General features: G+C 60.0%; 15 protein-coding genes. 7 read left to right on the forward strand and 8 right to left on the reverse strand.

Features of this window, described 5'->3' with window-relative positions:
- Window positions 1-47 precede the first annotated feature (47 nt).
- Genes HMPREF1287_RS06975 through HMPREF1287_RS06985 form a run of 3 tightly spaced genes read left to right on the forward strand, consistent with a single transcriptional unit; the run spans window position 48 to window position 5,502 of the window.
- Entirely contained in the window at window positions 48-1,493 is a 1,446-nt protein-coding gene (locus HMPREF1287_RS06975) for a hypothetical protein (protein WP_023018021.1), read from the forward strand.
- Window positions 1,493-2,500: a glutamate ABC transporter substrate-binding protein gene (locus HMPREF1287_RS06980; RefSeq protein ID WP_023018022.1), complete on the forward strand. Its 1,008-nt coding sequence runs from the start codon at window positions 1,493-1,495 to the stop codon at window positions 2,498-2,500. Before HMPREF1287_RS06975 ends, HMPREF1287_RS06980 begins: the two co-directional genes overlap by 1 nt.
- Window positions 2,497-5,502 (forward strand): serine/threonine protein kinase, encoded by a 3,006-nt coding sequence (locus HMPREF1287_RS06985; RefSeq protein ID WP_023018023.1) that lies wholly within the window; start codon window positions 2,497-2,499, stop codon window positions 5,500-5,502. Before HMPREF1287_RS06980 ends, HMPREF1287_RS06985 begins: the two co-directional genes overlap by 4 nt.
- 3 nt (window positions 5,503-5,505) lie before the next feature.
- Here the strand turns inward: HMPREF1287_RS06985 and HMPREF1287_RS06990 are convergent, their stop codons facing one another.
- Both HMPREF1287_RS06990 and pta read right to left on the reverse strand, forming a co-directional pair.
- Window positions 5,506-6,729 carry an acetate kinase gene (locus HMPREF1287_RS06990; RefSeq protein ID WP_023018024.1) on the reverse strand — a complete coding sequence of 408 codons (1,224 nt, stop codon included), beginning with the start codon at window positions 6,727-6,729 and terminating at the stop codon, window positions 5,506-5,508.
- On the reverse strand, window positions 6,730-8,103 hold the full coding sequence (pta, locus tag HMPREF1287_RS06995) for a phosphate acetyltransferase (protein ID WP_023018025.1): 1,374 nt from the start codon (window positions 8,101-8,103) through the stop codon (window positions 6,730-6,732).
- Between the two features lie 227 nt (window positions 8,104-8,330).
- Between pta and HMPREF1287_RS07000 the strand changes: the two genes are divergently transcribed.
- Window positions 8,331-9,692: an FAD-dependent oxidoreductase gene (locus tag HMPREF1287_RS07000; protein WP_005284969.1), complete on the forward strand. Its 1,362-nt coding sequence runs from the start codon at window positions 8,331-8,333 to the stop codon at window positions 9,690-9,692.
- Window positions 9,693-9,803: 111 nt separating this feature from the next.
- On the opposite strand, the gene purT is transcribed toward HMPREF1287_RS07000, so the two are convergent.
- The 3 genes from purT to HMPREF1287_RS07015 all read right to left on the reverse strand — a co-directional run bounded on the left by purT (window position 9,804) and on the right by HMPREF1287_RS07015 (window position 15,796).
- Entirely contained in the window at window positions 9,804-11,156 is a 1,353-nt protein-coding gene (gene purT / locus HMPREF1287_RS07005; RefSeq protein ID WP_005279429.1) for a formate-dependent phosphoribosylglycinamide formyltransferase, read from the reverse strand.
- Between the two features lie 164 nt (window positions 11,157-11,320).
- The gene (locus HMPREF1287_RS07010; RefSeq protein WP_023018026.1) at window positions 11,321-12,076 is read right to left on the reverse strand and encodes a class F sortase; all 756 of its coding nucleotides are present in this window, start codon (window positions 12,074-12,076) and stop codon (window positions 11,321-11,323) included.
- A gap of 141 nt (window positions 12,077-12,217) precedes the next feature.
- Window positions 12,218-15,796 carry a VaFE repeat-containing surface-anchored protein gene (locus HMPREF1287_RS07015; protein WP_232218828.1) on the reverse strand — a complete coding sequence of 1,193 codons (3,579 nt, stop codon included), beginning with the start codon at window positions 15,794-15,796 and terminating at the stop codon, window positions 12,218-12,220.
- A gap of 1,676 nt (window positions 15,797-17,472) precedes the next feature.
- Here HMPREF1287_RS07015 and HMPREF1287_RS07020 point away from each other — a divergent pair.
- Window positions 17,473-17,925, forward strand: coding sequence for a hypothetical protein (locus HMPREF1287_RS07020; protein WP_005284987.1), 453 nt, complete (start codon window positions 17,473-17,475; stop codon window positions 17,923-17,925).
- Window positions 17,926-18,065: 140 nt separating this feature from the next.
- On the opposite strand, the gene HMPREF1287_RS07025 is transcribed toward HMPREF1287_RS07020, so the two are convergent.
- Window positions 18,066-19,358: an adenylosuccinate synthase gene (locus HMPREF1287_RS07025; RefSeq protein ID WP_023018028.1), complete on the reverse strand. Its 1,293-nt coding sequence runs from the start codon at window positions 19,356-19,358 to the stop codon at window positions 18,066-18,068.
- Window positions 19,359-19,446: 88 nt separating this feature from the next.
- Here HMPREF1287_RS07025 and HMPREF1287_RS07030 point away from each other — a divergent pair, with 88 nt between their 5' ends.
- On the forward strand, window positions 19,447-20,262 hold the full coding sequence (locus tag HMPREF1287_RS07030) for a hypothetical protein (protein WP_034654483.1): 816 nt from the start codon (window positions 19,447-19,449) through the stop codon (window positions 20,260-20,262).
- Window positions 20,263-20,386: 124 nt separating this feature from the next.
- Here the strand turns inward: HMPREF1287_RS07030 and HMPREF1287_RS07035 are convergent, their stop codons facing one another.
- A complete protein-coding gene (locus tag HMPREF1287_RS07035) occupies window positions 20,387-21,613 on the reverse strand; it encodes an aromatic acid exporter family protein (protein ID WP_005279417.1) in 1,227 nt (408 codons plus the stop codon).
- Window positions 21,614-21,790: 177 nt separating this feature from the next.
- On the opposite strand from HMPREF1287_RS07035, the gene HMPREF1287_RS07040 reads away from it, so the two are divergent.
- On the forward strand, window positions 21,791-22,849 hold the full coding sequence (locus HMPREF1287_RS07040; RefSeq protein ID WP_232218830.1) for an HNH endonuclease signature motif containing protein: 1,059 nt from the start codon (window positions 21,791-21,793) through the stop codon (window positions 22,847-22,849).
- A 231-nt stretch (window positions 22,850-23,080) separates the two neighbouring features.
- Here HMPREF1287_RS07040 and fbaA read toward each other — a convergent pair whose 3' ends face one another.
- Window positions 23,081-24,115, reverse strand: coding sequence for a class II fructose-bisphosphate aldolase (fbaA, locus tag HMPREF1287_RS07045; protein ID WP_023018031.1), 1,035 nt, complete (start codon window positions 24,113-24,115; stop codon window positions 23,081-23,083).
- Window positions 24,116-24,163: the final 48 nt, after the last annotated feature.

A 24,163-nucleotide genomic window follows, 5' to 3' on the forward strand; every position in this document is an offset into this window, starting at 1 on the left:
CGGGTAAATGGTGGCGCCCAGCACACTAGGGGCGTTATTCTAAGTGAATGACTGAGCAGGCAGTGCGGGTAGAGTCAGAGCGCGGTGAGGACGCTCACCCCAGCGATCACTGGCTGGATGAGGTTACCGCACCCTCTCGCCCGGCCCTAAGCGGGCTGACCCACCGCGCCATGGAATGGTTTGCGGGCCCGGCGCGCCTGCTGCGGCGGTTTTATTACTTCGCTTCCACTACCCCGGGCAAGCTTTTTACCGTCACCCTGATCCTCACAGTGGCTTTAGGGGCCGCCGGCTTATCGATGTCCCAATCTTCCGCCGCCCGCCACTCCGACCTCGACGAGCTTCTCAATACCACTGAGCCGATGTCCAATGCGGCCCATCACCTCTATAGCTCCCTATCGGTGGCAGATACCATCGCGACCACCGGATTCGTGCAGGCCGGCGTGGAATCAGAGGGCAACCGCGAGCGCTATAACGATGCCATCGATGCCGCCTCCATTGCTGCGACCGAATCCGTGCTGGGCACCACGCCTGACGATGCCCGCGTGCGCGATCTCGTTACCTTCATCCAGCGCGAGCTGCCCATTTATACCGCGATGATTGAAAAGGCGCGCTCGAACCACCGCGCCGGCAATGCCGTGGCTAATTCCTATATGTCCAATGCCTCCTCGCTCATGCGCGAGCACATCCTGCCGGCAGCCTCTGAGCTTTTCCAGCTGACCACCGCAAAGGTCAACCAGGAGCAGCAAAAGCTCACCTCGCCGCAGTGGGTGCCGCTATCAGGCCTGCTGGCCGCGGTCTTCTTCCTCATCGTGGCGCAGTGGTGGCTGTGGCGCCAGACCCGCCGCCGGTTTAACCGCGGCTTTTTAACCGCAACGGTGCTGCTCTTCTTGGCCGTTTTCTGGGTCGCACTTTCTAATTTGGCCACGTGGTCCACCGGCCATCAGGGCTTTGAAACCGCCTCGCGCCCGTGGGATTCGCTAACGGCCTCGCGCATTGAGGCCCAGCAGGCGCGCACCTCAGAAACCCTCGCGCTGGTGCTGCGCTCCTCTGAGGAAGATACGCTCGAGCGATTTTCCGGATCCGTGGAATCCATCGAAAAGGCGCTGGGTGCTTATGAAAGCGCACTGCATGATGATGATGTCGAGGTCAACGATCCTGAGCTCATCCACAGCGCCCGCGCCGCCACCGAAAAGTGGCAAGACTCGCACGAAAAGCTCATGGCTGCGCTAAGCGAAGGCGACTATGACGAAGCCGTCTACCAGGCCACCATCACCGATCCCGAGGATGGCGAGACCACCGCCGCGCAGTCCTTTAATGAGCTCGATAGCGAGCTTTCAGAGCTCATCGGCCAGGCGCGCATCGCCATGCGCACCTACTTAGAGCGCGGACTGACCGCCATGACCGCGGTCTCCTCCGCTGTCTTCCTGCTCACCCTGTGCGCCATCTTCGCGGTGTGGCTGGGCATTCGTCCCCGACTGCAGGAGTACCTCTAATGCGCTACCGAGCACCCCTTACCGCCATCGTTGCAACCTGCAGCATCCTCGCGCTGGCCGGCTGCGATATTCGCTCCGTCCCGCCGCTGGAATCGCCCGAGCAGCAAGCACTCGATGCCAGCCCTGGCCCGCCGTTGCCGGAAGGCTCCTCCATAGAAGAGGCCGGCACCAACGCGCCCAAGCAGGAAGACGATACCAAGCTCAAAGGCACCTACCGGCCGGATGATCAAACGGCGAAGGAGCGGGTGCCGGACATCGTCAAGCGCGGGCGCCTTATCGTGGGCGTGGACCGCTCCAATAACCTGCTGAGCTACCGCGATGCCGCCTCCGGCGATGTCCGCGGCTTCGAGGTTGATATCGCCCACGAGATTGCCCGTGATATCTTCGGCGATCCCAATAAGGTGGATTTCCGCTTCGTCGAATCCTCCGACCGCACCGCCGCGCTGGATAATGGCACCGTCGATATCATCGTGCGCACCATGACCATTAGCCCCAAGCGCGAGAAGGAAGTGGCCTTTTCCATCCCCTATATGACCACGCAGACCCGCATGCTGGTGCTCACCAGCTCCGGGATGAATTCCATCGATGACGCCGATGGCAAGAGGTTGTGCGGGGTGCGCGGGTCCACCGCGCTGGATACCATCCGCGAGCGCGCCCCCCAGTCCGATATCCTCATCACCCGTTCCTGGGGCGATTGCCTCATGGCGCTGCAGCTCAACCAAGCCGATGGCGTGGTGGTTGATGATGCCCTGCTTTCCGGCATGGCCGCGCAGGATTCCTATACCTCCATCGTGGGCGAGCCCTTAAAGACCGAGAACTACGGCGTTGCCGCGCGCCTTCCCAACAAGGATCATGACACCCGCCCGCTGCTGCGCCAGGTCAATTCCACCTTAGAGCGCATCCGCCGCGACGGGACATGGTCCGACATCTTTGATAGGTGGCTAGGCGCTTACCTAGACGAGCCCACCCTGCCGTCGGGGACATACATCGAGGAAGATAAGTCATGAACCATAACCCGAATTTCAGCGAAGACGAGCTCGAATACCTCGAGCCCGAAAACCTCGATACCCAGCGCCAATTCCGGCAGCCCACCAAGGCCTCCTACCGCGACGCTGACCCCGACCGGGACCGCGATCGCGACGCCGCCGATTCCCCCAACACAGCCAGCACAGCCGATGACGCTGACACCAACGCCGCCAACGCCGCCAACGCCGCCGCTGGCTCGGATACCGCCGCTGCCAACGCCGGCGCGGACTCCCCCACCGCGAGCACCAACGCTGCCAACCGCAGACCTGCCAACCGCGACGTCGGGGCCGATACCGCGGCCACCACTCACAACGCTGATGCTAGCGACAATGGCACTAGCGAAGCTGATGTCGATACCGCCGCGGCGCAGGTCCCTGGCACAGCCCCCGCCGCTGCCTTCCCGGATACGGAGGCAACGAGCAGGCAAACAACGGACGGCAGCACGACTGGCCCAAGCACTGCTGCCCAGGGCACGGCGGGCCAAAGCACCGCGAGCCAAAGCGCGGCGGGTCAAAGCACAGCTGGTCAGGATACCGCGGCCCAGGGTGCGCGAAACGGAAACACCGCCGACGAGAGCGGCAACGCCGGCGATACCGGCGGAGTGGGCACGGCGGCCGTGGCGTATGACCCATTCGCGAGCGAACCCATCGAGCACCGCGGGGATCCGGGGACTTCGGCGGTGGCCTTTGATCCTTTCGCCGATGACGATGAAGACGACGACGGTTCCATCGACCCGGATCACCTCTCCAGCCTGCTCGCGGACTTAGAGAATATCCGTGCTCAGCGCGAGAGCGAGCGCGATGAGAAAACGGCCCAGGAAAAGTCCTCGGAACGCTCGCGCCGGCAGGCGATCGATACCTTCCGCGAGCGCCGCGGCACGCAGCGCACCGAGCGGCCGGTTGCTGATGGCATGGTGCGCCTGCCGTTTATCACCCCGGCCGATCCCACCGCCGCCCTCATCGACCCCAAAGAGAAGATCAAGGGCAAAAAGGTTCCGCCGCCGCAGCTGGAACCGGGCGATATGGTCGCGGAGCAATACGAAATCCTCGGCGTCATCGCCCACGGCGGTATGGGCTGGATTTACCTGGCCAATGACCACTACGTCTCCGGGCGCGTGGTGGTGCTCAAGGGCATGCAGGCCCAAAAGTCCGCCGATGAGACGGCCGCGGCCGAGGCGGAGCGCGAGTTTCTGGCAGACATTACCCACCCGGGCATCGTCAAGATTTTTAATTTTATCGACGATGACCGCGTGCCGGGTGGATTCATAGTCATGGAGTACGTGGGCGGGCCATCGCTAAGAAGCAGGCGCAATAAGCAACCCAACGAGCTGCTGCCCGTTGACATTGCCATTGGCTATATCCTGGAAATCCTGCCGGCGCTGGAGTACCTGCACTCGCGCGGCGTGGTTTATAACGACCTGAAGCCGGATAACATCATCGTCACCGAGGACCAGGTCAAGCTCATTGACTTGGGCGCGGTCTCCGGCATCGGGGCGTTCGGGTTTATCTACGGCACCCAGGGCTTCCAGGCCCCGGAGGTCGCGTCCAAGGGGCCGTCCATCGCCAGCGATATCTACACCATCGGCCGCACCCTGGCCGCGCTATGCCTCAAGCTGCCCAGCGAGGACGGCGTCTTCCTCCCAGGCATCCCCAACCCGTCCAAGGAGCCGGAGCTGCGCCGTTTCCTCTCCCTCTACCGCCTGCTGCTGCGCGCGACCCACCGCGATCCGCAGCGCCGGTTTAGCTCCATCAAGGAGCTGCGCACCCAGCTCTACGGCGTGCTGCGCGAGGTCCTCGCCATCCGCGACGGCCGCCAGTACCCCTCCCAGCACTCGCTTTTCTCGCCGCAACGTACCACCTTCGGCACCAAGCACCTGGTCTTCCGCACGGATCAGCTTATCGATGGCATCGACCGCACCATCCAAATCACCGCCCCCGAGGTCGTCTCCGCCTTGCCGACGCCCCTGGTAGACCGCGACGATGTCGGCGCCAGCCTGCTGCAAGGTACGTCTTATGCCGAGCCGCAGGAAGCCCTCGAGACCCTGCGCCAGGCCATGCGCACCCCGGAATACGAGCATTCCGCCGAGATTCCCCTCGGCGTGGTGCGTTCCATGATTGATTTGGGCTATACCGACGAGGCCCGCCAGTGGTTAGGCTCCATCGAGGACCGCCTCGGCCAAGACTGGCGCTACCAGTGGTACGCCGGCATCACCGAGCTCTTGCACGATGATTACATCGATGCGCAGGAATACTTCGCCACAGTCCTCGATTTATTGCCCGGCGAGGCCGCCCCCAAGCTCGCCATCGCGGCCATCAATGAGCTCATCCTGCAGCAGATTGATTACAGTGAAACATCGCTTATCGATGCCACCGTTGCCCGCGCCTGCTCCAACCTCCACACCACCCTGGCGGACCTCCCCTCTTCCGCCTTTGAGGGCCAGCCGGAAATCTGGTCCCACGTCACCCAAGACCCGAGCGCGCTAAGGTTTAACTCCATGCGCCTATACGGCATCGTCTGGGCCACCAACCCCACGACGGTGTCTTCCGCCTTTGGGCTTGCCCGCCAATTGCGCGCGGAGGGGCAGGTGGAACTTTCCGTAGCCACCTTGGATAAGGTGCCCAATGCCTCGCGGCACTTCCGCATGGCGCTTCTAACCACTGTGCTGCAGCTCATCGTGCACGATCTATCGGAATCGCGCATTCGCCGCGCTGCCCGACGCCTCGAAGAAGTCCCCACCAACGAGCCGCGCTTCCTCCAAATCAAGATCGCCGTCATCTCCGCGGGACTGAACTTCCTGCGCAACGCCGATCTCGCGCGGGCGTCCTCGCCGAATGATCTCTTCGAGTACGCCTTTACCCAGCGCGGCCTGCGCACCGGCCTTGCCGAGACCCTGCGGGCACTCGCCCGCCAGGCCCCGTTTAGCCGCCACCGCTACGCGCTGGTGGACTTGGCCAACCAAGTCCGGCCCATCACCACCTTCTAGGGCCTACTTAAAAAGGCCGGCCTCGCGCGCCTGGGCGGCGACCTCCGCAGACTTCTGCGCGATGGCCAGCTCCTCGTTGGTGGGAACCACCAAGACCTTGACGGGCGAATCATCGGTGGAGATGACCCGCGGCTCATCGGAGCGGACGAGGTTGCGCTCCTTATCAAAGTCGATGCCGTACATATCCAAGTTGTACAGCGCGTCCTGGCGCACCTCGGTGTCATTTTCGCCCACGCCGGCGGTGAAGGTAATCGCGTCCACGCGGCCCAGGGCAATCATGTAGGAGCCGATGAAGCGGCGCAGCTGGTGGATGTAGATGTTATACGCCAGCCATGCGTCTTCATCGCCATTATCGATGTGCTCGCGCAGCGTACGGAAGTCATTGACGCCCGCGATGCCCTTGACACCGGATTGCTTGTTGAGCAGCTTATCGATGTCGTCGATGCTCATGCCCGCCTGGCGCACCAGGTGGAAGATGATGCCTGGGTCGATATCACCGGTACGCGTACCCATGGCGAGACCAGCCAGCGGGGTAAGGCCCATCGAGGTATCGATGGCACGGCCATTGCGGATGGCCGCCGCAGAGGCGCCATTGCCCAGGTGCAGCGTGATCTGGTGCGTGTGCTCCGGATCGCGGTCCAAGATCTTCGGCACTTGCTGGGAGACGAACTCGTGTGAGGTGCCGTGGAAGCCGTAGCGGCGGATATCGTACTTGGAGGCAACCTCGCTATTGATGGCATACAGCGCTGCGGCCGGCGGCAGGGTATTGAAGAAGGCGGTATCGAAGACCGCCACGTGCGGAATATCCGGCAGGATCTTGCGCGCAACGCGGATGCCGTCCAGGTTGGCCGGGTTGTGCAGCGGGGCCAGCGGGATGAGATCCTCGATCATCGATTCAATTTGATCCTCGATGAGCTGCGGTTCCGAGAAGAGGCGGCCGCCGTGCACGACGCGGTGTCCCACGGCGATGATATCGACGTCCTTCGTTCCCACCTGATGATCATCCATCAGGTCAAAGGCGCGCTTTAGGCCAAAGGAGTGATCGGGAACTTCCAGTTCCTCGGTGATCTTTTCCCCGCCGACCTTAATGGTAATGGCGCCGCTCGGCTCGCCAACCTGTTCCACCAGGCCAGAGACGAGCGGAGCATCGGTGGCGTTAGCGGTTGGGTCCACCAGCTGAAACTTGATGGACGAGGATCCCGAGTTAAGGACCAGTACGTATGACATTTATTTCTCTCCAGCCTGGATAGCGGTAATGGCAACGGTATTGATGATGTCCGGAACGGTGGCGCCGCGGGACAGATCGTTGACCGGCTTGTTCAGGCCCTGCAGGATGGGGCCCACGGCCAAGGCGCCGCCGGTGCGCTGCGCGGTCTTGTAGCCAATATTGCCGGCATCCAGATCGGGGAAGACGAAGACATTGGCCTTACCGGCGACATCGGAATCCGGCATCTTCTTTGCGGCAACGCCAGGATCGCACGCAGCGTCGAACTGCAACGGGCCGTCCACCTTCACCGAGGAGTCCAGCTTCTTGGCGGCTTCGACGGCCGCGATGGCGCGCTCGACATCCGGGCCGGTGCCGGAAGCGCCGGTGGAGTAGGACAGCATGGCCACGCGCGGGTCGATGCCGAACTGGGACGCGGTTTGCGCGGAGACCACGGCGATTTCGCCCAGCTGTTCCGCGGTGGGGTTTGGGTTCACGGCGCAGTCGCCGAAGGCCCACAGGCGCCCGCGCATGACCATCAGGAAGATGGAGGAGACCACCGAGGCATTCGGCTTGGTCTTGATGATCTGGAAGGACGGCTTAATGGTGTGGGCGGTGGTGTGGGCGGCGCCGGATACCATGCCATCGGCAAGCCCCTTGTGCACCATCATCGTGCCAAAGTAAGAGATGTCCTGCATGGTCTCGCGGGCCTGCTCCAGGGTCACGCCCTTCTTCTTGCGCAGCTCCGCGAAGTCCGCGGCGAATTCCTCTGCTAGCGGCGATTCCAGGTGGTCGATGATATCGGCGCCCGAAATATCCAGCCCCAGCTCCTTGGCGCGGGCCTGGATATCGGATTCCTTGCCCAAGATGGTCAGCCGGGCAACCTCATCGCGCAGCAGCGCATCAGCGGCTTCAAGGATGCGATCATCATCGCCCTCAGGCAGGACGATGTGGGAACCGGTGGAACGGGCCTGGTCGATGAGCTGCTTCTGGAAGAGGTCCGCGGACATGACGGGCGCGGTCTCCTCAGCGGCCTGCAACGCACCTGGCACGGCCTCCAGATCGGTGAAGACGCCCGCCACGGTGGCACCGAGGGACTCGGCCTTGCGCTGCGCCAGCTCCGCGGCGCGCTCGGGGGCCCCGGAGATAATGACCAGCGGCAAGCCCAGCGCGGCGGCGACCTCCGCGTCGAAGGAGATTTCGCCGGTGCCTTGGACCAGGAGGGCATCGGCAGTGGCGGTGTCGGTGGGCGCGTTGGCCAAAACATCCGCCACGGTGGGATCAAAATCTTCTAAGCGGAGCAATTCAGCGCCAAGGCTATCCGCCAAGGCGGGAACATCGAGGCCGTCGAAGCCGCGGCCGATGGAGCTTAACACTGTGGACTGGGATGCAGACATGCGGATTACCTTTCCTTTACCGTCACGGGAACACTTGGAACACGCGCCGTAACATTATGTCGTACATCACAGTTACTAGCACGTGGTGACGTCTCCACTGTACGTGAATCAGCCGCTTTTCCGCGCCCCGGCGCCCTCCTAAACTAGGGGTTGTGAGCACCGTGACAATTAATACATTGCCACCGCGTAGAATGTGAGAAAACCTAAAGAAAGGACACCCTAAACAGATGACTAGCCCAGTGCGTGTCGCCGTCGTCGGCTCCGGACCGGCCGGCATTTACGCCTCTGACCTCCTCGTAAAATCCGATGTGGACGTGCAGATCGATCTCTTTGAAAAGATGCCCGCGCCCTTTGGTTTGATTCGCTACGGCGTTGCCCCGGATCACCCGCGCATTAAGGGCATCGTGCAGTCGCTGCACAACATCATGGAGAAGGAAGAAATCCGCTTCCTGGGCAATATCGAAGTGGGCAAGGACATCACCGTCACGGAGATGCGCGATTACTACGACGCCATCATCTTCGCCACCGGCGCCACCGCCGATAAGGAAATGGGCATCCCCGGCGAGGACCTCGAGGGCAACTACGGCGCCGGCGAATTCGTGGGCTTTTATGACGGCAACCCCAACTTCGAGCGCGACTGGGACCTGTCCGCGGAGTCCGTCGCCGTCGTGGGCGTGGGCAATGTCTCGCTCGACGTGTCCCGCATCCTGGCCAAGACTGCCGACGAGCTGCTGGTGACGGAGATCCCAGACAACGTCTACTCTTCCCTGAAGGAAAACCGCGCCAAGGAGGTCCACGTCTTTGGCCGCCGCGGCCCGGCGCAGGCCAAGTACACGCCGAAGGAGCTCAAGGAACTCGATGAGTCCCCCACCATCGAGGTCATTGTCAACCCGGAGGACATCGAGTACGACGAGGCTTCCGAGGAGGCCCGCCGCGCCGCCAAGTCCACCGACCTGGTCTGCCAGACCCTGGAGTCCTACGCCATGCGCGAGCCTGGCGATGCCCCGCACAAGCTCTACATCCACTTCTTCGAGTCCCCAGTAGAGGTGCTTGGCGATGCCGGCCACGTCACCGCCATCAAAACCGAGCGCACCCAGCTCAACGGCGATGGCTCCGTGAGCGGTACCGGCAAGTTCACCGAGTGGCCCGTGCAGGCGGTCTACCGCGCGGTGGGCTACCACCCGCAGTCCGTCGACGGCATCCCCTTCAACGAAACCACCGCCACCATGCCCAATGACGGCGGCCACGTGCTTGCCAATGTCGACGGCGAAAAGCTCCCCGGCCTCTACACCACCGGCTGGATCAAGCGCGGCCCGGTGGGGCTTATTGGCAATACCAAATCCGATGCCAAGGACACCACCACCATGCTGCTGGCGGACTACAAGTCCGGCGACTTAGAGCCGGCGACCAAGCGCGATCCGCAAGACATCCTGGATCTTCTAGAATCCCGCGATATCGCCGTGACCACTTGGGCCGGCTGGCACCGCCTCAACTCCGCCGAGCAGGCCGCCGGCGAGCCCCACGGCCGCGAGCGCATCAAGATCGTCGAGTGGGACGAGATGGTCAAGCACGCCGGCCCGCAGCGCTAACCAGCGCCGCGCCACAGTCCCGGCCGAGCACCAACCCGCACGGTCGGCAGCGCCCCCTCGGGGCTGGCCGGCGCTGCCGCGCGGGGCGGACGGGCACCGCGCGGCGCGGGGCTAGTCGGTATCGTCTACGCCTGAGGTCAGCTTGGGGTCGAGCTCGACCCCGCCCTCGTATTCAACGACCTCGATATCGGGTACGTTTTCCGCCTGCGGGTCGATTCCGCGCGCTCCGCCCTGCGCGAGCAGGCCAGGAGTCGAGGTCACGCTCACCTTATGCGCCGCCAACGCGGCGCGGTCGCGGGCCTCTTCCACCGTTTCCGCCGTCGTGGTCACAAGGCCCATGCGCCGGCCCTTATAGGCATCGGGCTTGCCAAAGAGCTTCACGTCCGTCTCGGCGTAGTGGAGGGCGGAGGCGATGCCGGTAAAGGCGACATCGGCAAGCGGCTCCTGCGCGTGCAAGAACATGCTGGCGCCCGGGGTTATCAACGTGGCATCGATGGGATAGCCCAAAATGGCGCGGGCGTGCAGGTCGAACTGGGAAAAACGCTGCGTATAGGCGGTAAGCATCGCCGTGTCCGAAGGCCGCGGGGAGACCGAAGAAAAGTAAACATCATCGCCGGCGACGAAAAGCTCCACGCCGTACACGCCACGCCCGCCCAGCTCATTGGAAATGCGCGCCGCAACCGAGCGCGCGTTCTCCAGCGCAATCTCGCTCATGCCGGTGGGCTGCCACTCCTCAATCAAATCGCCCTTCTCGTGGCGGTGGCCAATGGGCTCGCTAAACCACGTGGCCAGCTTGCCCGTGGCCGGATCGATGGACCGGATGGCCAGCAGCGTGACCTCGAGGTCGAAATCCACGAAGCGCTCCGCCACCACGCGCTGCGAATCCGAGGACACGCGGCGCACCGTCTCCCACGCCTCGCGCACGTCTTCCACATCCCGCGCCAGCATGTGGCCCTTGCCCGAGGTAGACACGTCCGGCTTCACGATGCACGGAAACCCCAGCTCCGTCGCCGCCTCTTCCAGCTCCTCTACCGAGGTGGCAAAGCGATAAGCCGAGGTCGGCAGGCCAATATCTTCTGCCACCGCGCGCACCCGCTCGCGGTCCTGGGTAAGGGCGCAGGCGCGCGCCGTAGGCACGACGACGGCGTCGCTAGACTGCTCGACCTGCTCCAAGGCCTCCACCGCGACGATTTCGACCTCCGGCACCACGTAGTGCGGCTGAATCTGCTGCACCAATTCCGATACCTGCGCGGCATCAGTAATATCCGCGACATAGCTATAGTGCGCGACCTGGTGAGCCGGCGCCCCCTGGTACTTATCCACCGCGTGCACTTCAAGGCCCAGGGACTGGAAGGAAATAGCCAGCTGCTTTCCCAACTCGCCCGCGCCGAGCAGCAATACCTTCGTGGCATTGCCCGTCAGCGGCGTGCCGATATGACCGGCGATTTTGCCTGGAATATCCATGACTTTGCTCCTTTAATTCCGCTCCTAGCAGCAGATACTTCCCCAAATTATTTCATAGATGCCCGCCGCAGCCTGGACGCACATGCGTGAAGTGCACAAACGCAAGCGCCCGGCCGAGGATCTTCTTCCTCGAACCGGGCGCTTCTAAGCCACAGGGCTACAAGCTATGCCTGCGCCTGTTCCGGTGGGACCGGGGCATCGACAGGCTCTGCCACGGTAATAATGTTGTCCTCATAGCCCAACGCACCACCGACGAACTGGCCGCCGCAGGTGATAAGCACCAGGCGGTTCGCCCCGTCCGCGTCATTGACCACGTCCGGGAAATCCGCGCCCTTAGGCAGGCGGTACGGCTTTTCCGTCACGCGAAAGGTGCGCTCCTCACCATCGATGACCACAGTAAATACCTGGTTTTCCTGCAGCCGGGTGAATTTCTCCGCATAGCCGGTGCCCTGGCCCTGGTAGTTCACGTGGCCGGTAATCACGCTGGAGCCGACGTTGCCGGCATCGCCAGGCACTGCCGAGGCGGAGTACCAACCCAGGCGGGAGACATCATGTGGTGGCAGCAGCACGCCCTGGTCCGTTACCTGCACCGGGTCCACGGCGGCGAAATCGCCGTCGATGCCCACAGACATACCTTCGAAGCCGTGGAATTCGCCCGGGGCCGGCTCGAATTCGTGCTCCTGCGCGCCCGAATCATCGACGAAGGCATCGGGCTTGTCCGCAGCGCCTGCATCTTTGTCTGCCGGTGCGCTCACAGACGCGCTTGCCGATGCCCCCACATCACCCTCATCCCCCTCCTTATCGCTGGTTAAATACAGCGCCAACTGGATTAGCACCAGAATTACGGCTACTACCAAGACGATAAATCCGATAATCTTGCCCCGGCTCATGGGTTCTTTGCGGCCGGTCTCCTCAGACATTGCCCCGACTCCTTTTAATTGTCACTTTTGTTGTTCACATCAGATAGAAAGTCCCCTCCAGTGTGTTCAGTTACACCCTGAAGGGGACTTATCGTGTTACGTCTAGGCGCTGTTGCCCATTAGCTGTCCAGCGTGCGCAGGCTACTGAATGTAGCTCTGCATGCCCGCCTCGAGCTGGGTAGCACCAGATGGCACGGACTTAATTTCTGCACGTCCGGCATCGGATGGCAGCGGGTTACCAGTCTGGCCTGGCACATGACCGTTAGCTTCGGAGCCGTGGTGCTCTTCGCCAGCGTGCTGACCAGCATCGCCTGGCTTATCCTCACCATTACTTTCCGGAGCATTGTGCTCACCCTGCCCCTCGGAGTCCTGCTTCTTGGAATCCTGCTTCTTGGAGTGCTCTTCCGACTGATCCTTCGGGTGCTCCTTCGGCTGCTCCTTTGGTTGCTCCGTGGAATGGTCGTGGCTGTGGTGACGGTCATGGATGATCTTGCCCAAGCCGATACCTGGAATCAGGATCGCCCACCACGGAATCTTGCCCTGAGACGGCTTGCCTGGAGTCTCAGAGCCCTCAGAAATCACCGTCTGCTCCTTATCGGTGATGTCCTTATGCTCAGCAATCTCATTCGGCTGCTCAGCATTCGGAGTCTCTTCACCCTTGTCATTGACCTCAGTGGACGTGAGTCCCTCGAACGCAACCGCAGCCTCAACCGACTCCGTCACATCGTCATCAACAGTGATCTCCACCTCAACGCTGCCTGTAGATTTCTCTGGAACAAAGGTCTTGTGCCCGGTACCCAGAACAGTCATACCGTCCTGCTTGTTAATTAGCTCAGCATTCAAGGTGTATTCCTTACCCGGAACCAAGCCTTCGTAGCTGACCTCATCAACAACCTCAGCACCGGCAACAACCTCATGCGAACCGTGAGCAAAATCAGCGTTGGTGGAAATCCACGGCTCGTCCTCAGGCGAAGTCGTGTCCTCGTCCCCGTGGGAAATCACAGTCTGGTCTGCATCGTCGATGTCCTTATGCTCAGCAATCTCATTCGGCTGCTCAGCATCCGGAGTCTCCTCGCCGTTCTTATCAACCTGGATGGAGGTCAACTCCTCAAACGCAACCGCAGCCTCAACCGGCTCCGTCACATCATCGTTAACGGTGATCTCCACCTCAACGCTGCCCGCAGACTTTTCCGGAACAAAGGTCTTGTCACCAGCGCCCAGAACAGTCATACCGTCCTGCTTGTTAATCAGCTCAGCGTTCAAGGTGTATTCCTTACCCGGAACCAAACCCTCATAGGTAATCTCATCGACAATCTTGGCACCAGCAATAACAGCGTGGGAGCCCTCTTCGAAGTCAGCGTTAGTGGTGATCTTCGGAGTCTTCTCAGAGCCCTCGGAGGTCACAGTCTGGTCATCATCATTGATGTCCTTGTGCTCACCAACGTGGTTCGGGTTGTCCTCATCGGTCGGCTTATTCTCACCGTGCTTATCCACCTCGGTGGAAGTCAACGTCTCGAAAGCAACCGCAGCCTCAACCGGCTCAGTTACATCCTCATTGACAACGATAGTGACAGCCTCAGTGCCATTAGCACTCTTCGGAGTGAACTTGTGGCCCTTGGTCTCGCCCAGAACGGTCTTACGGTCTTCCTTGGAAATCAGCTGGGCATCCAAAGCGTATTCCTTGTTCGGAACCAGACCCTCGTAGGAAACCTGGTCGACAACCTTGGCACCAGCAACAACCTCGCGCAGGTCGCCCTCGAAGTCAGCATTAGTGGAAACCTTCGGGGTCTTCTCGTCGTTGCCATCAGTAGGCTCGCCTGGCTCATCCGGCTTGCTCGGAGTCGTCGACTCGCAATCCGAAGGCTTATCAGACTCAGAGGTCTCGGAAGCTTCAGAGGACGTGGTCTCTACAGACTCGGACTCAGAAGGCTCGCTGGACTCAGACGAAGACGGTTCCTCAGACTCGGAAGGCTTCTCGCTCTCCGAGTCGCCCGGCTCCTCAGACTCACAGGTCTCACTGGTCTTCGGGGTAGAAGAATCCTCAGAAGAAGGCGCAGAGGTCTCACCCTCGCCACCATCACCAGGCTTACCCGGAATCTCCTCGGTAGTAGTGGTGGTCTGCGGGGTAGTAGTCTCAGAAGGCTTCTCAGACTTTACAGTCTGATCCTTATCGTTGATGTCGGTGTGGTCGGCGATGTCTTTCTTCTTACCAGTGTTGGAATCCTCGCCGTCCTTGTTCACTGCGGTAGAGGTCAGGTACTCAAAAGCAACTGCCTCATCAACAGTCTCGATAACACCTTCATCAACAGTGATCTCGACTTCCTCGCTGCCCTTGGAAGCGGAAGGTACGAAAGTCTTCTCACCGTGGCCAATTACCGCGTAGTCGCCGTTCTCATCCTTCACCTTGGAACGCAGCTCAGCATTCAGAGTGTATTCCTTGCCAGGGACCAGGTCCTGGTACTCGACCTTATCGGTGATGACAGTGCCAGACTTAATCTCATCGCCCTCAGCCTTCTCAGCCTTGGTGCCGATGGATGGCTTCATTTTAGAGGTTACGGTCTGAGCTTCATCCTCGATGTCGCGGTGCTCGGCAATCTTCTCCTCATCAGAGCTCGGAGTTTCCTTACCGTTCTCATCGACCTGCTTGGAGTACAGATCCTCGAATGCGACGGCAGCCTTAATGACTCCCTCAACATCGTCCTTGACCTTGATGTCAACTACCTGCTCACCAGCAGACTTATCCGGGGTGAAGGTAGCTTCGCCCTTGCCGACGACCTCGTGCTCACCCTTGTCATTCACTGCCTTGTTTCGCAGCTCTGCCTTCAGGGTGTATTCCTTACCCGGCACCAGGTCGGTGTACTCGACGGTGTCCTTGACAGTAACGCCAGCCTTTACCTGAGTAGCGTTGTCAAAGTCAGCATTGGTATGAATCTCCGGCTTCCACTCAGTGTTGACGGTCTGCTTCTCATCGTTGATATTTTCGTGAGTAGCGATCGTGTTCTCATCAGTTGAGTTAGAGGTGTCCTTACCGTCCTTATCTACCTCGGTAGATACGAGCTTCTCGAAGGCAACCGCTGAGTCCACAGCAGGATCTGCCTTGTCGTTAACGACAATCTCAACGTCCTTCTTGCCAGCAGACTCATCCGGAACAAGCTCCGTAGAGCTTTCACCCAGTACGGTCTTGCCATCGGCCTTGGAGATCAGTTTCGCCTTCAGGGTGTAGTGCTTACCCGGAACAAGATCCTCATACGTCACAGTGTCAATAACCGTGGCACCCTTTTCCACACGGTTGCCGTCCTTGATGGAAGCTTCCGTTTCAATCTTGGGCTCAAGATCCTTCTGCTGCTCGCTAGTAGTAGGAGTCGGTTCTGGATTAGGTACTACATCAGTCGTCTTATCCGGAGTCGTCTCGGAGGTGGTGTCCTTCGGAGTGGTCTCTTCAGAATCAGACGGCTCAGGATTCTCAGTCGTTTCGTTCGGAGAAGTCTCCCCGCCAGGGTTTTCCGGAGTGGTCTCGTCCGAAGGATTCTCCTCAGAAGAGGTCGTGGGCTCTTCGGAGCTACCACCATTGTCAGGCTCATCAGGCAGACCAGGCTGGTCTACCGGAATGACAGACTGTGCCTTTGAATTGCGCTTGTTGTTCGGATGCACAACAGTAATAAATGCATCTGCAGGCTGCTTTGCTATCTCCACCGTCGAGTCTTTTACAAGCTGCGGCATAGCTTCGGTTCCCTCAATTTTATAACCCGTAAGCGCCGTAAAATCTTCGTGCGATCCAGTAAACCCTGGGAAATAGTCTTTGCTATTCCCTACAATCGTTTTAAAAGGTAGATACTTTGGGTTCTGAGGCGAATTGAGGAACATCAACAGGTAGACGTAATAGTTAGCAGCCGATTTTTTATCCCCTCGGACAGCTGCAGCTTCCATCTTCCGTCCGAGATTAATGACGGCGTCGTGATACCTCTCATCGAACTCAAGTTTCGTAGCGTTCTTCTTCTTATACGCTTCGAACGTATTGAGAGGGGTTTTAGCGTGCGGTTCAATACACCACGCCCAGCCCACATCATTATTTTTGTTTCCACCATTGTTAAAGCCGGGCCCTGCTGGCTCTCCCGCCCAAACAAGCAAACCCCAGGAGTAGTCCGCGGCGAAATGCTGTGGATCCTTTTCCTCCTTCTTAAGTTCGTTGCCCAATGTACTATTGGGCGTAAAATCGGTAGGCTCAGCAGCCTCCGCCTTCACTCCCGGAACGGTGACCATTGCCGCAATAACCGCAATTGCAGCAAGCACCGCGGTTAAGACGGACCATCTCTTCCGAGATAGACCTAACACTCCGCTCATCTTTTCCCCTTAAAAAGGACGTATTCTTACAACTTTTATCTGGACAGCTTGCCTTTCAGCTGTACAGACATCACTCATGAAATCTTGAACACAAAGTAGGCAACACTGGTTCATAAAATCAGTGAGGAGCCTTTAATTGCTCCTTTGGCAGAGTACCAATAAGGGCACCGATAGCGCATAAGACAAGTCTTATTAGCATGGCAAATCAACAACTTTGCGGTCAATAGATGCCTTCCAATAAGAGGCTTAACAAAAAAGACAACCCGGCCCAAATAGACCTTTGTTCGAAAATGAAGTTGGCGGGTTAATTATTATTATCTGATAGATAAATGTAGGCTTGGAGAACATTTAAAAACCCTATTTACACCGTTAACCCTGGGTGCCAGTTCATCACTCTCCGGAATAAAATGACCCGAAACACCAGGGGACATCCCCGATTGCCCCCCCCATTTTGTGAAACCCGCCACTTAAAAGCGGCCCCAAGACTCAAGTTTGGCCAGTTCTTCAAGTGCGACCATATGTTCGCGTCCTTATGGCTCCGGCTAACGCGCAGTTGCATATGTTTTTCTTCTAATGTCCAGTCAAGAAAACTGTACTCAATTAAGAAAAGTTCAAAAAAGTTCTTCAGATCACAGTTAAACGTGGACAACACCACTTAAATTTGCACCCTGTGAAGGCGTCGTGCATCTTTTCTAGTCCTTTTCTAGCGCGCGATAAAAACTCCGCCCTCCATTCCCCTTCGGGAAACTCGGCAGCTCTATGAACAAAACCCTGAATGTTCACTTTCTCCACACCAATAGGGCCGAGGCGACACCCATGCTCGAGATATATTGCATTTCACTTAATAATCCGGAAATGTCTGAAATCACGTTTTCGCTAAGACCAACGCAGGCCAGATAACCATAGGAACTTCCTGCCATTTAATCAATTTAGCAACAGCTAATTATCTATTTAATGGAAATGTCAACAACGATTTTTACGTGTAGTTAACCTTCTTACACGGTGCTAATATTTCCATCGGTTCAATAAAATTTACCTTTTAGAAAGGACCGAAAATGTCTATTACTTCATTTATTGCAAGCGCCGTGGCTGCAGTGCTGCCCCTAGCAGGCAGCATCGGCCCGGTCGATGCTCAGGACCAGCTCGCTGAGCCGGACGTGCACCACACGGCCGAAGCGGAACAATCCACCACGGACCAGTCCCCCGAGCCGGGCGCCCACGCCGATAAGGGCCGCATCACCGGCGACAAAGAAGACATCATCAACGGCGCCGACGAGGAGCAATCCACGCCGAATCTGCAGAGCGGCAAATTGGCTGTGCAGCGCGAGCTCGCACTTGCTACGCAGGAGCTTGGTCACGAGTTTCTGAACATCAATTTCCAGGACAACCACACCGCGCACCTAATTTTCCTGGAAACCTATAACCCGGATACCGATCAGGCAGCCGTAGACCGCGTGCTCAACGCGCTCAAGATCAACGGCTACGACAATCTGACCGCCTCGTACTAAAAACCACGAGCAAGCTCGACACCTGCCGAGGATCAAAAAAGGGCGAAGTACCTCAACCTGGTACTTCGCCCTTTACTTTGTCGTGGCCCGGCGCGGGCCTAGCCAGGCACGCGCTCACGGCAGCGACGTAACGCCTCTGCCTACTGATCCTCCATGACATCGTGGCGCACAATGGTCTGGTCGCGGCCGGGACCGACGCCGATGTAAGAGATGCGGCAGCCGGATAGCTCTTCCAAGCGCAGCACGTAGTCTTGCGCCTTTTGGGGGAGCTCTTCAAAGGTCGAGCAGCCCGTAATGTCTTCTTCCCACGCGGGCATGGTCTCAAAGATGGGCTCGGCGTGGTGGAACTCAGACTGAGTAATGGGCATCCCGTCGTAACGCTTGCCATCGACGTCATAAGCCACGCAGATAGGGATTTCCCCAATGCCGGTCAGCACATCGAGCTTGGTCAAGAAGTAATCCGTAAAGCCGTTTACGCGCGTGGCGTAGCGAGCGATCACGGAATCGTACCAACCGCAGCGGCGCGTGCGGCCGGTGTTCACGCCGACCTCGCCGCCGGTGGTCTGCAGGTACTCGCCCCACTTATCAAACAGCTCGGTGGGGAACGGGCCGGCGCCCACGCGCGTGGTATAGGCCTTGATAATGCCCAGCGAGGTCTTAATCCGCGTCGGCCCAATGCCAGAGCCAACCGATGCCCCACCCGCAGTCGGATTCGAGGAAGTCACAAACGGATAGGTACCGTGGTCGACGTCCAACATGGTGGCCTGGCCGCCCTCCATGAGTACGTTCTGGCCATCGGCAAGCGCTTGGTTGAGCTCGAGCTCCGCGTCAATAACCATGGGGCGCAGGCGCTCACGGTAGCTCAGGAAGTACTCCACAATTTGCTCTGCCTCGATGGCCTTGCGGTTGTACATCTTCACCAGCATCTGGTTCTTGATCTCCAGCGCGGACTCCACCTTCTGCCGCAGGATGGATTCGTCAAAGATATCTTGCACGCGGATACCAATGCGCGCGACCTTATCGGCGTAGGTCGGCCCAATGCCGCGGCCGGTGGTACCGATGGCGCGCTTGCCCAGGAAACGCTCCTGCACGCGGTCGAGGGTCTGGTGGTACGGCGCCACGAGGTGCGCGTTCGCGGAAATCTTCAGCCGGGAGGCATTCGCCCCGCGCGCTTCCAGGCCATCAATCTCATCAAAGAGCGCCTCGAGGTTAATCACCACGCCATTGCCCAGTACGGGAATGGCGTTTTCAGAAAGAATCCCAGCGGGCAGGAGCTTCAGCTCGTATTTTTCACCGCCGACCACGACGGTGTGCCCGGCGTTATTGCCGCCGTTCGGCTTGACTACGTAGTCAACTTTCCCGCCAAGGATATCGGTAGCCTTGCCCTTGCCTTCGTCGCCCCATTGGGCGCCGACAATGACGATTGCTGCCATCTTTTAAGTCACTTCCTCATTATTGAAGCCAAAATACGCATTTACCTTACACTTTTCTGGCCGCAATAGCCCACGTAGCATGATGTGCATGCGTTTTTTGTTCCTCCGCTGCGGCACCCCCGGCGTTGATTTGCCCGCAGAGGCCTATGATCTTTCGGCCGTTCCTTCCCGCAAGGAGCTCGCGCTTGTCGATGCCGCCGCCACCAACCTCCTCCCCCACGACCCCACGCCTTCGCTTGACGAGATCGCCGCGCAGCCCGATGTCCGCCACCTCGGCGCCCCTGCCGCCGCCCCGCAGGAGCCTTACCTGGAGGACCGCCTGCGCGTGGTCGTCGCGGGCTCGGATTCGGCGCTGAACGCCGTCATCACCCGGCTCATGCGCGCCGATAACCTGTGGGCCGAGGTAGCGTTCATCCCCACGGGCGAGTCGGCCGCCGCCGCCAATTGGGGCCTGCCCGCCGCGCCGCAGGAGGCCCTCGAGCTCGCCCGCACCGCCCCGGTTCGCCCGGTGCCGCTCATCCGCAACGATTCTGGACAGGCCGTCGCCGGCTCGGCAACCATCTCGGATTTGTCCAATGGCCCGCTTACCGGTGAAATCATCATCGATGACGCTACCCTCGCCGCCTCCGGCCGCGGTACTTTTGGCGCGCGGCTGGTCCCCATGACCGATGCCCCGGGCATCCTGGCGGCCCGCGCGACATCGCCAGTCGAGCCCGAAGGTCGCCTGCGCTCCCTACTGCGCAAGCCCGGCCGCCTCGACCCGGACTCCGTCCGCACCGGCCGCGCGGTCCAGGCGGGCGGCCCCCAGCTGCGCGTGCTTGTCGATGCCATCCCCCACAAACGCCCCCTCACCCGCGTCACCTTCTACCGCCACCTGCGCGACCTCCAAGTCGTGCGCCCCTAGCCTCCTTCGCAGCTCACGCCGGTTCAGCCAGCTCACCCCGTCTCCGCTGACTCGGCCCTCGGTTGACTCAGCTCGCGCAACTCGGTAACCGCCCCGCTCGGCGGATTTGCGGGGCGGGGTCCTGCTAATCCTGCCCCTTCTGTTTATCGCTCGGTTTATCGTCGCGCTCCCACACCTCCGGCGGGTATGCCGGGTGCGCAGAGGTAGGAACCAGGTGCGCGACGGCGGACTCGCGCGAGAGCCCGCACACCATGAGCATGTCCACAACGATGGACCTCGTCTGCGCGAGGATCGTATACGCGGAAAGCGTCGCATCTTCTTCGATAAGATCCATGCCCGCTTGGCCGCCCACGTATCGCAGCCGCTGTACGAGTTCGGGTATCTCTATCGCCTCGTCGTGATCCCGCTTTTGGCGGCCGTAGAGTTCTCCCACCGCGAGGATAATTTCTGATAGTTCTTCTAGGAGCTCTAGCTGCTTATCGGACACGGTATCGCCGTCTTCGGTAAGCACTAGCGCGCGGCGCGAAAGCACCCGCACCCCGCGCACCGCGTTATCTACCGGCAAGAGGATGCGCTCCAGGGACCGAATATTCCTGCGCGAGGTCCACAAAAGCGGCGATACTTCCGATGCCTCCCTGCCCGATTGCGCCGCGCTCAACAGCGTATTCACGTCATTTTGCGTGCCGCGCACCGCATCGCGGGCGTCGCGAATGATCTCGGGATTGGTATCGCGGATGCCATGCGTGACGTCGTTAAGAATGCTCGAGGCAATCCTCAGCACCTTCGACACCTCGCGCCGAGCCTCCTTCAACGGCGAATTAGGGATAAGCGCGATCGTGATAAGCCCAATGCCGGAACCAATCATTGCGTCGATGGCCCGGTGCAGGCCACCCGGTCCCTCGGTGGGCGGAAAAATCGTGGCGATAAGGATGGAGCCAAAGACAATCTGGTTGGATACCAGCGGCGATTTCGTAATAAAGGACCCCACCACCAGGCCCGCTCCCACGATGAACAGGATCTGGAACGGGCCCTGCCCCACCACTTGGAAGAGCAGATCACCCAAGGCCACGCCGACGATGCCGCCCAGCGACATCTCCACCGCCCTTTTCATCCTGTCCCCGCCCGAAAGCCCCAGGATGATGACGGCCGAGATGGGCGCGAAGAACGGCTGCGGATGCCCAACGACGGAGCTTGCCACCCAATACGCCAATGCGGCACCCACGGTGGCCTGGATTATATAAACGAAGCGCGAACGGATGCGTTGCAGGCGCGATACTACTGAGCGGTCCACCACCCGCAGCATTTGCCTCGTTGAGACTCTTTGTTTCGCTTCCGACATGACCTCCAGCATAGAAGACCTCCCTCTACCACCGCCCCCGTGCGTCCGCATCCCGGCCCGCGCCAGGTTGTGGATAACGCGCTAATTGCGCGCCCCAGCGACCCCCGCAGCGCGAGAATTCCACAGATTTGCCGTTTCGCCTTGCACATCCATTGCTGTGTACCCGTGCCGCTTTTACGGTCAGGAGTCGTGAACACAGAATTTTTGCAACTTTGCCGTCGCGGTGTGGACCTCGTCGCCGAGTTTCAGGGATGCTCCGAACAAGAGCTCATCGAGGCCGGCGCCAGCCAGCTCCTCGCCGCACAACTCGCCCGCCTGCAACACACCTATTTCGGCCGCACCTCCAATAGCCGCAAGCAGCGCCTTGCCTGCGAGGCCGCCCGTTCCCGCGGCCACGACCTCGCCGTGCTTGAAAGCATCGAGTCTTTCGCCCAAAGAGTAAAGGACACCAACCGCAGTTGGGATCTCCGCCTGGAGCTCTGCCGCGCGGAGGCCCATCTGATTCCGGCGATCGCGAAGAAGCGCCTCAAGCAGCTCAACCCCGCCAAGCGTCCCTCCCACGGCGTGCGCTATACCCGACGCCCCGATGGTCCCCACACCATCTCCATCACCGCAGATCCCACCGATATCGCAGATATCAAAGGCGTTCTCGCCTCCGTGGATAAGGAAAACCCGCTCGCCGCAGCCAAGCAGGTAATCCTCGAGGGCAATCCCGGCGCACTCCCCGCGGTGCACACCAACGTGATCATCACCCTTGACCAACTAGATCGCATCACTGCTAGCCAGGGTGATGACATCATGCTTCAGCTTTCCAACGGCGCACGCATGTCCGGCGCCCAGCTCGTGGCCCGCACCCTCGCCCAGCGCGGTTACGTCAGCTTGGTCCACCCCGAGCACGGCGCGGTAAACCTGTATCGCACCGAGCGCATGGCCAGCTGGAAGCAACGCATGCTAGCCCGCGCGGAGCATCCCATCTGCGCGTGGCCCGGCTGCTCCACGCCTGCCGATGACGCCCAAGTCCACCACCTCACCGCCTGGGCCGCCGGCGGTCCCACGAACCAAGAAAACCTCGTAACGCTCTGCGCCCACCACAATGCGGTGAATCAAGATGATGATTCCCGACCCACCGCCCGCGGCCGCATGGTCCGCATCAAGGGGCGCATCGCCTGGATCCCGCCGTGGAGCGGTAACCCGCGATTTATCCCCTCGCCTGCCCATTCGCCACGCCCATCAAGGAGTTCTACCTAACCTGCTATCCTCCCAATCTGCCTAATCTCGCTGGCATAGCTTGTCTGGCTGATCTGATTTAGCTGACTGATCTGACTCATCTCCGGCAAGGCCCCACCGCATCCTTGCGCCCCACAGATAGGCCTGGATATAGGACTCAAGATAGAACCAGGGATAGGCCCAGAAATAGGAAAAGCCGCCTCCCGCACAGGGGGAAGCGGCTACTTCGGCGTGCCCAGTTTAGGGGCGGGCCTACTTGGCGGTGGTCTTGCCCACGGAGTGGAGGTCCTGGCATGCCTCGATGACGCGCTCGGACATACCCTGCTCTGCCTTCTTCAGGTAAGAGCGTGGGTCGTAGACCTTCTTGTTGCCCACCTCGCCGTCAATCTTGAACACGCCGTCGTAGTTTTCCATCATGTGGCGGGCCACTGGGTTGGTAAACGCGTACTGGGTATCGGTGTCCACGTTCATCTTGATGACGCCGTAGCGCAGCGCCTCTTCAATCTTCTCCTTCTCGGAGCCGGAGCCGCCGTGGAAGACGAAGTCAAAGGCGTGCTCGCCCTCGCTCAGGCCGAGCTTCTTCTGCGCAACCTTCTGGCCCTCCAGCAGGACCTCGGGGCGCAGCTTCACGTTGCCCGGCTTGTAGACGCCGTGCACGTTACCGAAGGTAGCGGCCAACAAGTAGCGGCCCTTCTCGCCGGTGCCCAGGGCATCGATGGTCTTTTCAAAGTCTTCCGGAGTCGTGTACAGGTTATCGCCGGCCTTAGCCTCGACACCGTCTTCTTCACCGCCAACGACACCAATTTCTGCCTCGAGAATGATGTGCGCTTTCTTTGCCTTTTCCAGAAGCTCCTGGGCGATGACCAAGTTTTCATCGATCGGAATAGCAGAGCCGTCCCACATGTGGGACTGGAAAAGGGGATTCTCGCCGCGGTCAACGCGCTCCTGGGAGATGGCCAGCAGCGGACGAACGTAATCGTCCAGAACTTCCTTCTGGCAGTGGTCGGTGTGCAAGGCGATATTAACGCCGTAGTGCTTCGCAGCCTCGTGTGCGAAAGCGGCTAGCGCCAGAGCACCGTTAACCTTGTTCTTGACCGCGAGGCCAGAGCCGAACTCTGCGCCACCGGTGGAGAATTGGATGATGCCGTCAGACTCTGCCTCGGCAAAGCCCTTCAGTGCTGCGTTGATCGTTTCAGATGAGGTGCAGTTGATGGCCGGGAACGCGAAGCCGTTCTGCTTCGCGGTGTCCAGCATCTGGTTATACGCCTCGGGGGTTGCAATTGGCATGAAATTCCATCCTTAACTGGGATTGCGGTCAAACACGTTCCAACAGCC

The sequence above is a fragment of the Corynebacterium sp. KPL1986 genome (genome assembly GCF_000477975.1).
GTDB classification, from domain to species: Bacteria; Actinomycetota; Actinomycetes; order Mycobacteriales; family Mycobacteriaceae; genus Corynebacterium; species Corynebacterium accolens.

What these genes read in the sequence shown, in the direction of transcription:
- HMPREF1287_RS06975 (WP_023018021.1), top strand. Translation starts at nt 48, where the DNA reads ATGACTGAGCAGGCAGTGCGGGTAGAGTCAGAGCGCGGTGAGGACGCT.
- HMPREF1287_RS06980 (WP_023018022.1), top strand. Translation starts at nt 1,493, where the DNA reads ATGCGCTACCGAGCACCCCTTACCGCCATCGTTGCAACCTGCAGCATC.
- HMPREF1287_RS06985 (WP_023018023.1), top strand. Translation starts at nt 2,497, where the DNA reads ATGAACCATAACCCGAATTTCAGCGAAGACGAGCTCGAATACCTCGAG.
- HMPREF1287_RS06990 (WP_023018024.1), bottom strand. Translation starts at nt 6,729, where the DNA reads ATGTCATACGTACTGGTCCTTAACTCGGGATCCTCGTCCATCAAGTTT.
- pta (WP_023018025.1), bottom strand. Translation starts at nt 8,103, where the DNA reads ATGTCTGCATCCCAGTCCACAGTGTTAAGCTCCATCGGCCGCGGCTTC.
- HMPREF1287_RS07000 (WP_005284969.1), top strand. Translation starts at nt 8,331, where the DNA reads ATGACTAGCCCAGTGCGTGTCGCCGTCGTCGGCTCCGGACCGGCCGGC.
- purT (WP_005279429.1), bottom strand. Translation starts at nt 11,156, where the DNA reads ATGGATATTCCAGGCAAAATCGCCGGTCATATCGGCACGCCGCTGACG.
- HMPREF1287_RS07010 (WP_023018026.1), bottom strand. Translation starts at nt 12,076, where the DNA reads ATGTCTGAGGAGACCGGCCGCAAAGAACCCATGAGCCGGGGCAAGATT.
- HMPREF1287_RS07015 (WP_232218828.1), bottom strand. Translation starts at nt 15,796, where the DNA reads ATGCCGCAGCTTGTAAAAGACTCGACGGTGGAGATAGCAAAGCAGCCT.
- HMPREF1287_RS07020 (WP_005284987.1), top strand. Translation starts at nt 17,473, where the DNA reads ATGTCTATTACTTCATTTATTGCAAGCGCCGTGGCTGCAGTGCTGCCC.
- HMPREF1287_RS07025 (WP_023018028.1), bottom strand. Translation starts at nt 19,358, where the DNA reads ATGGCAGCAATCGTCATTGTCGGCGCCCAATGGGGCGACGAAGGCAAG.
- HMPREF1287_RS07030 (WP_034654483.1), top strand. Translation starts at nt 19,447, where the DNA reads ATGCGTTTTTTGTTCCTCCGCTGCGGCACCCCCGGCGTTGATTTGCCC.
- HMPREF1287_RS07035 (WP_005279417.1), bottom strand. Translation starts at nt 21,613, where the DNA reads ATGCTGGAGGTCATGTCGGAAGCGAAACAAAGAGTCTCAACGAGGCAA.
- fbaA (WP_023018031.1), bottom strand. Translation starts at nt 24,115, where the DNA reads ATGCCAATTGCAACCCCCGAGGCGTATAACCAGATGCTGGACACCGCG.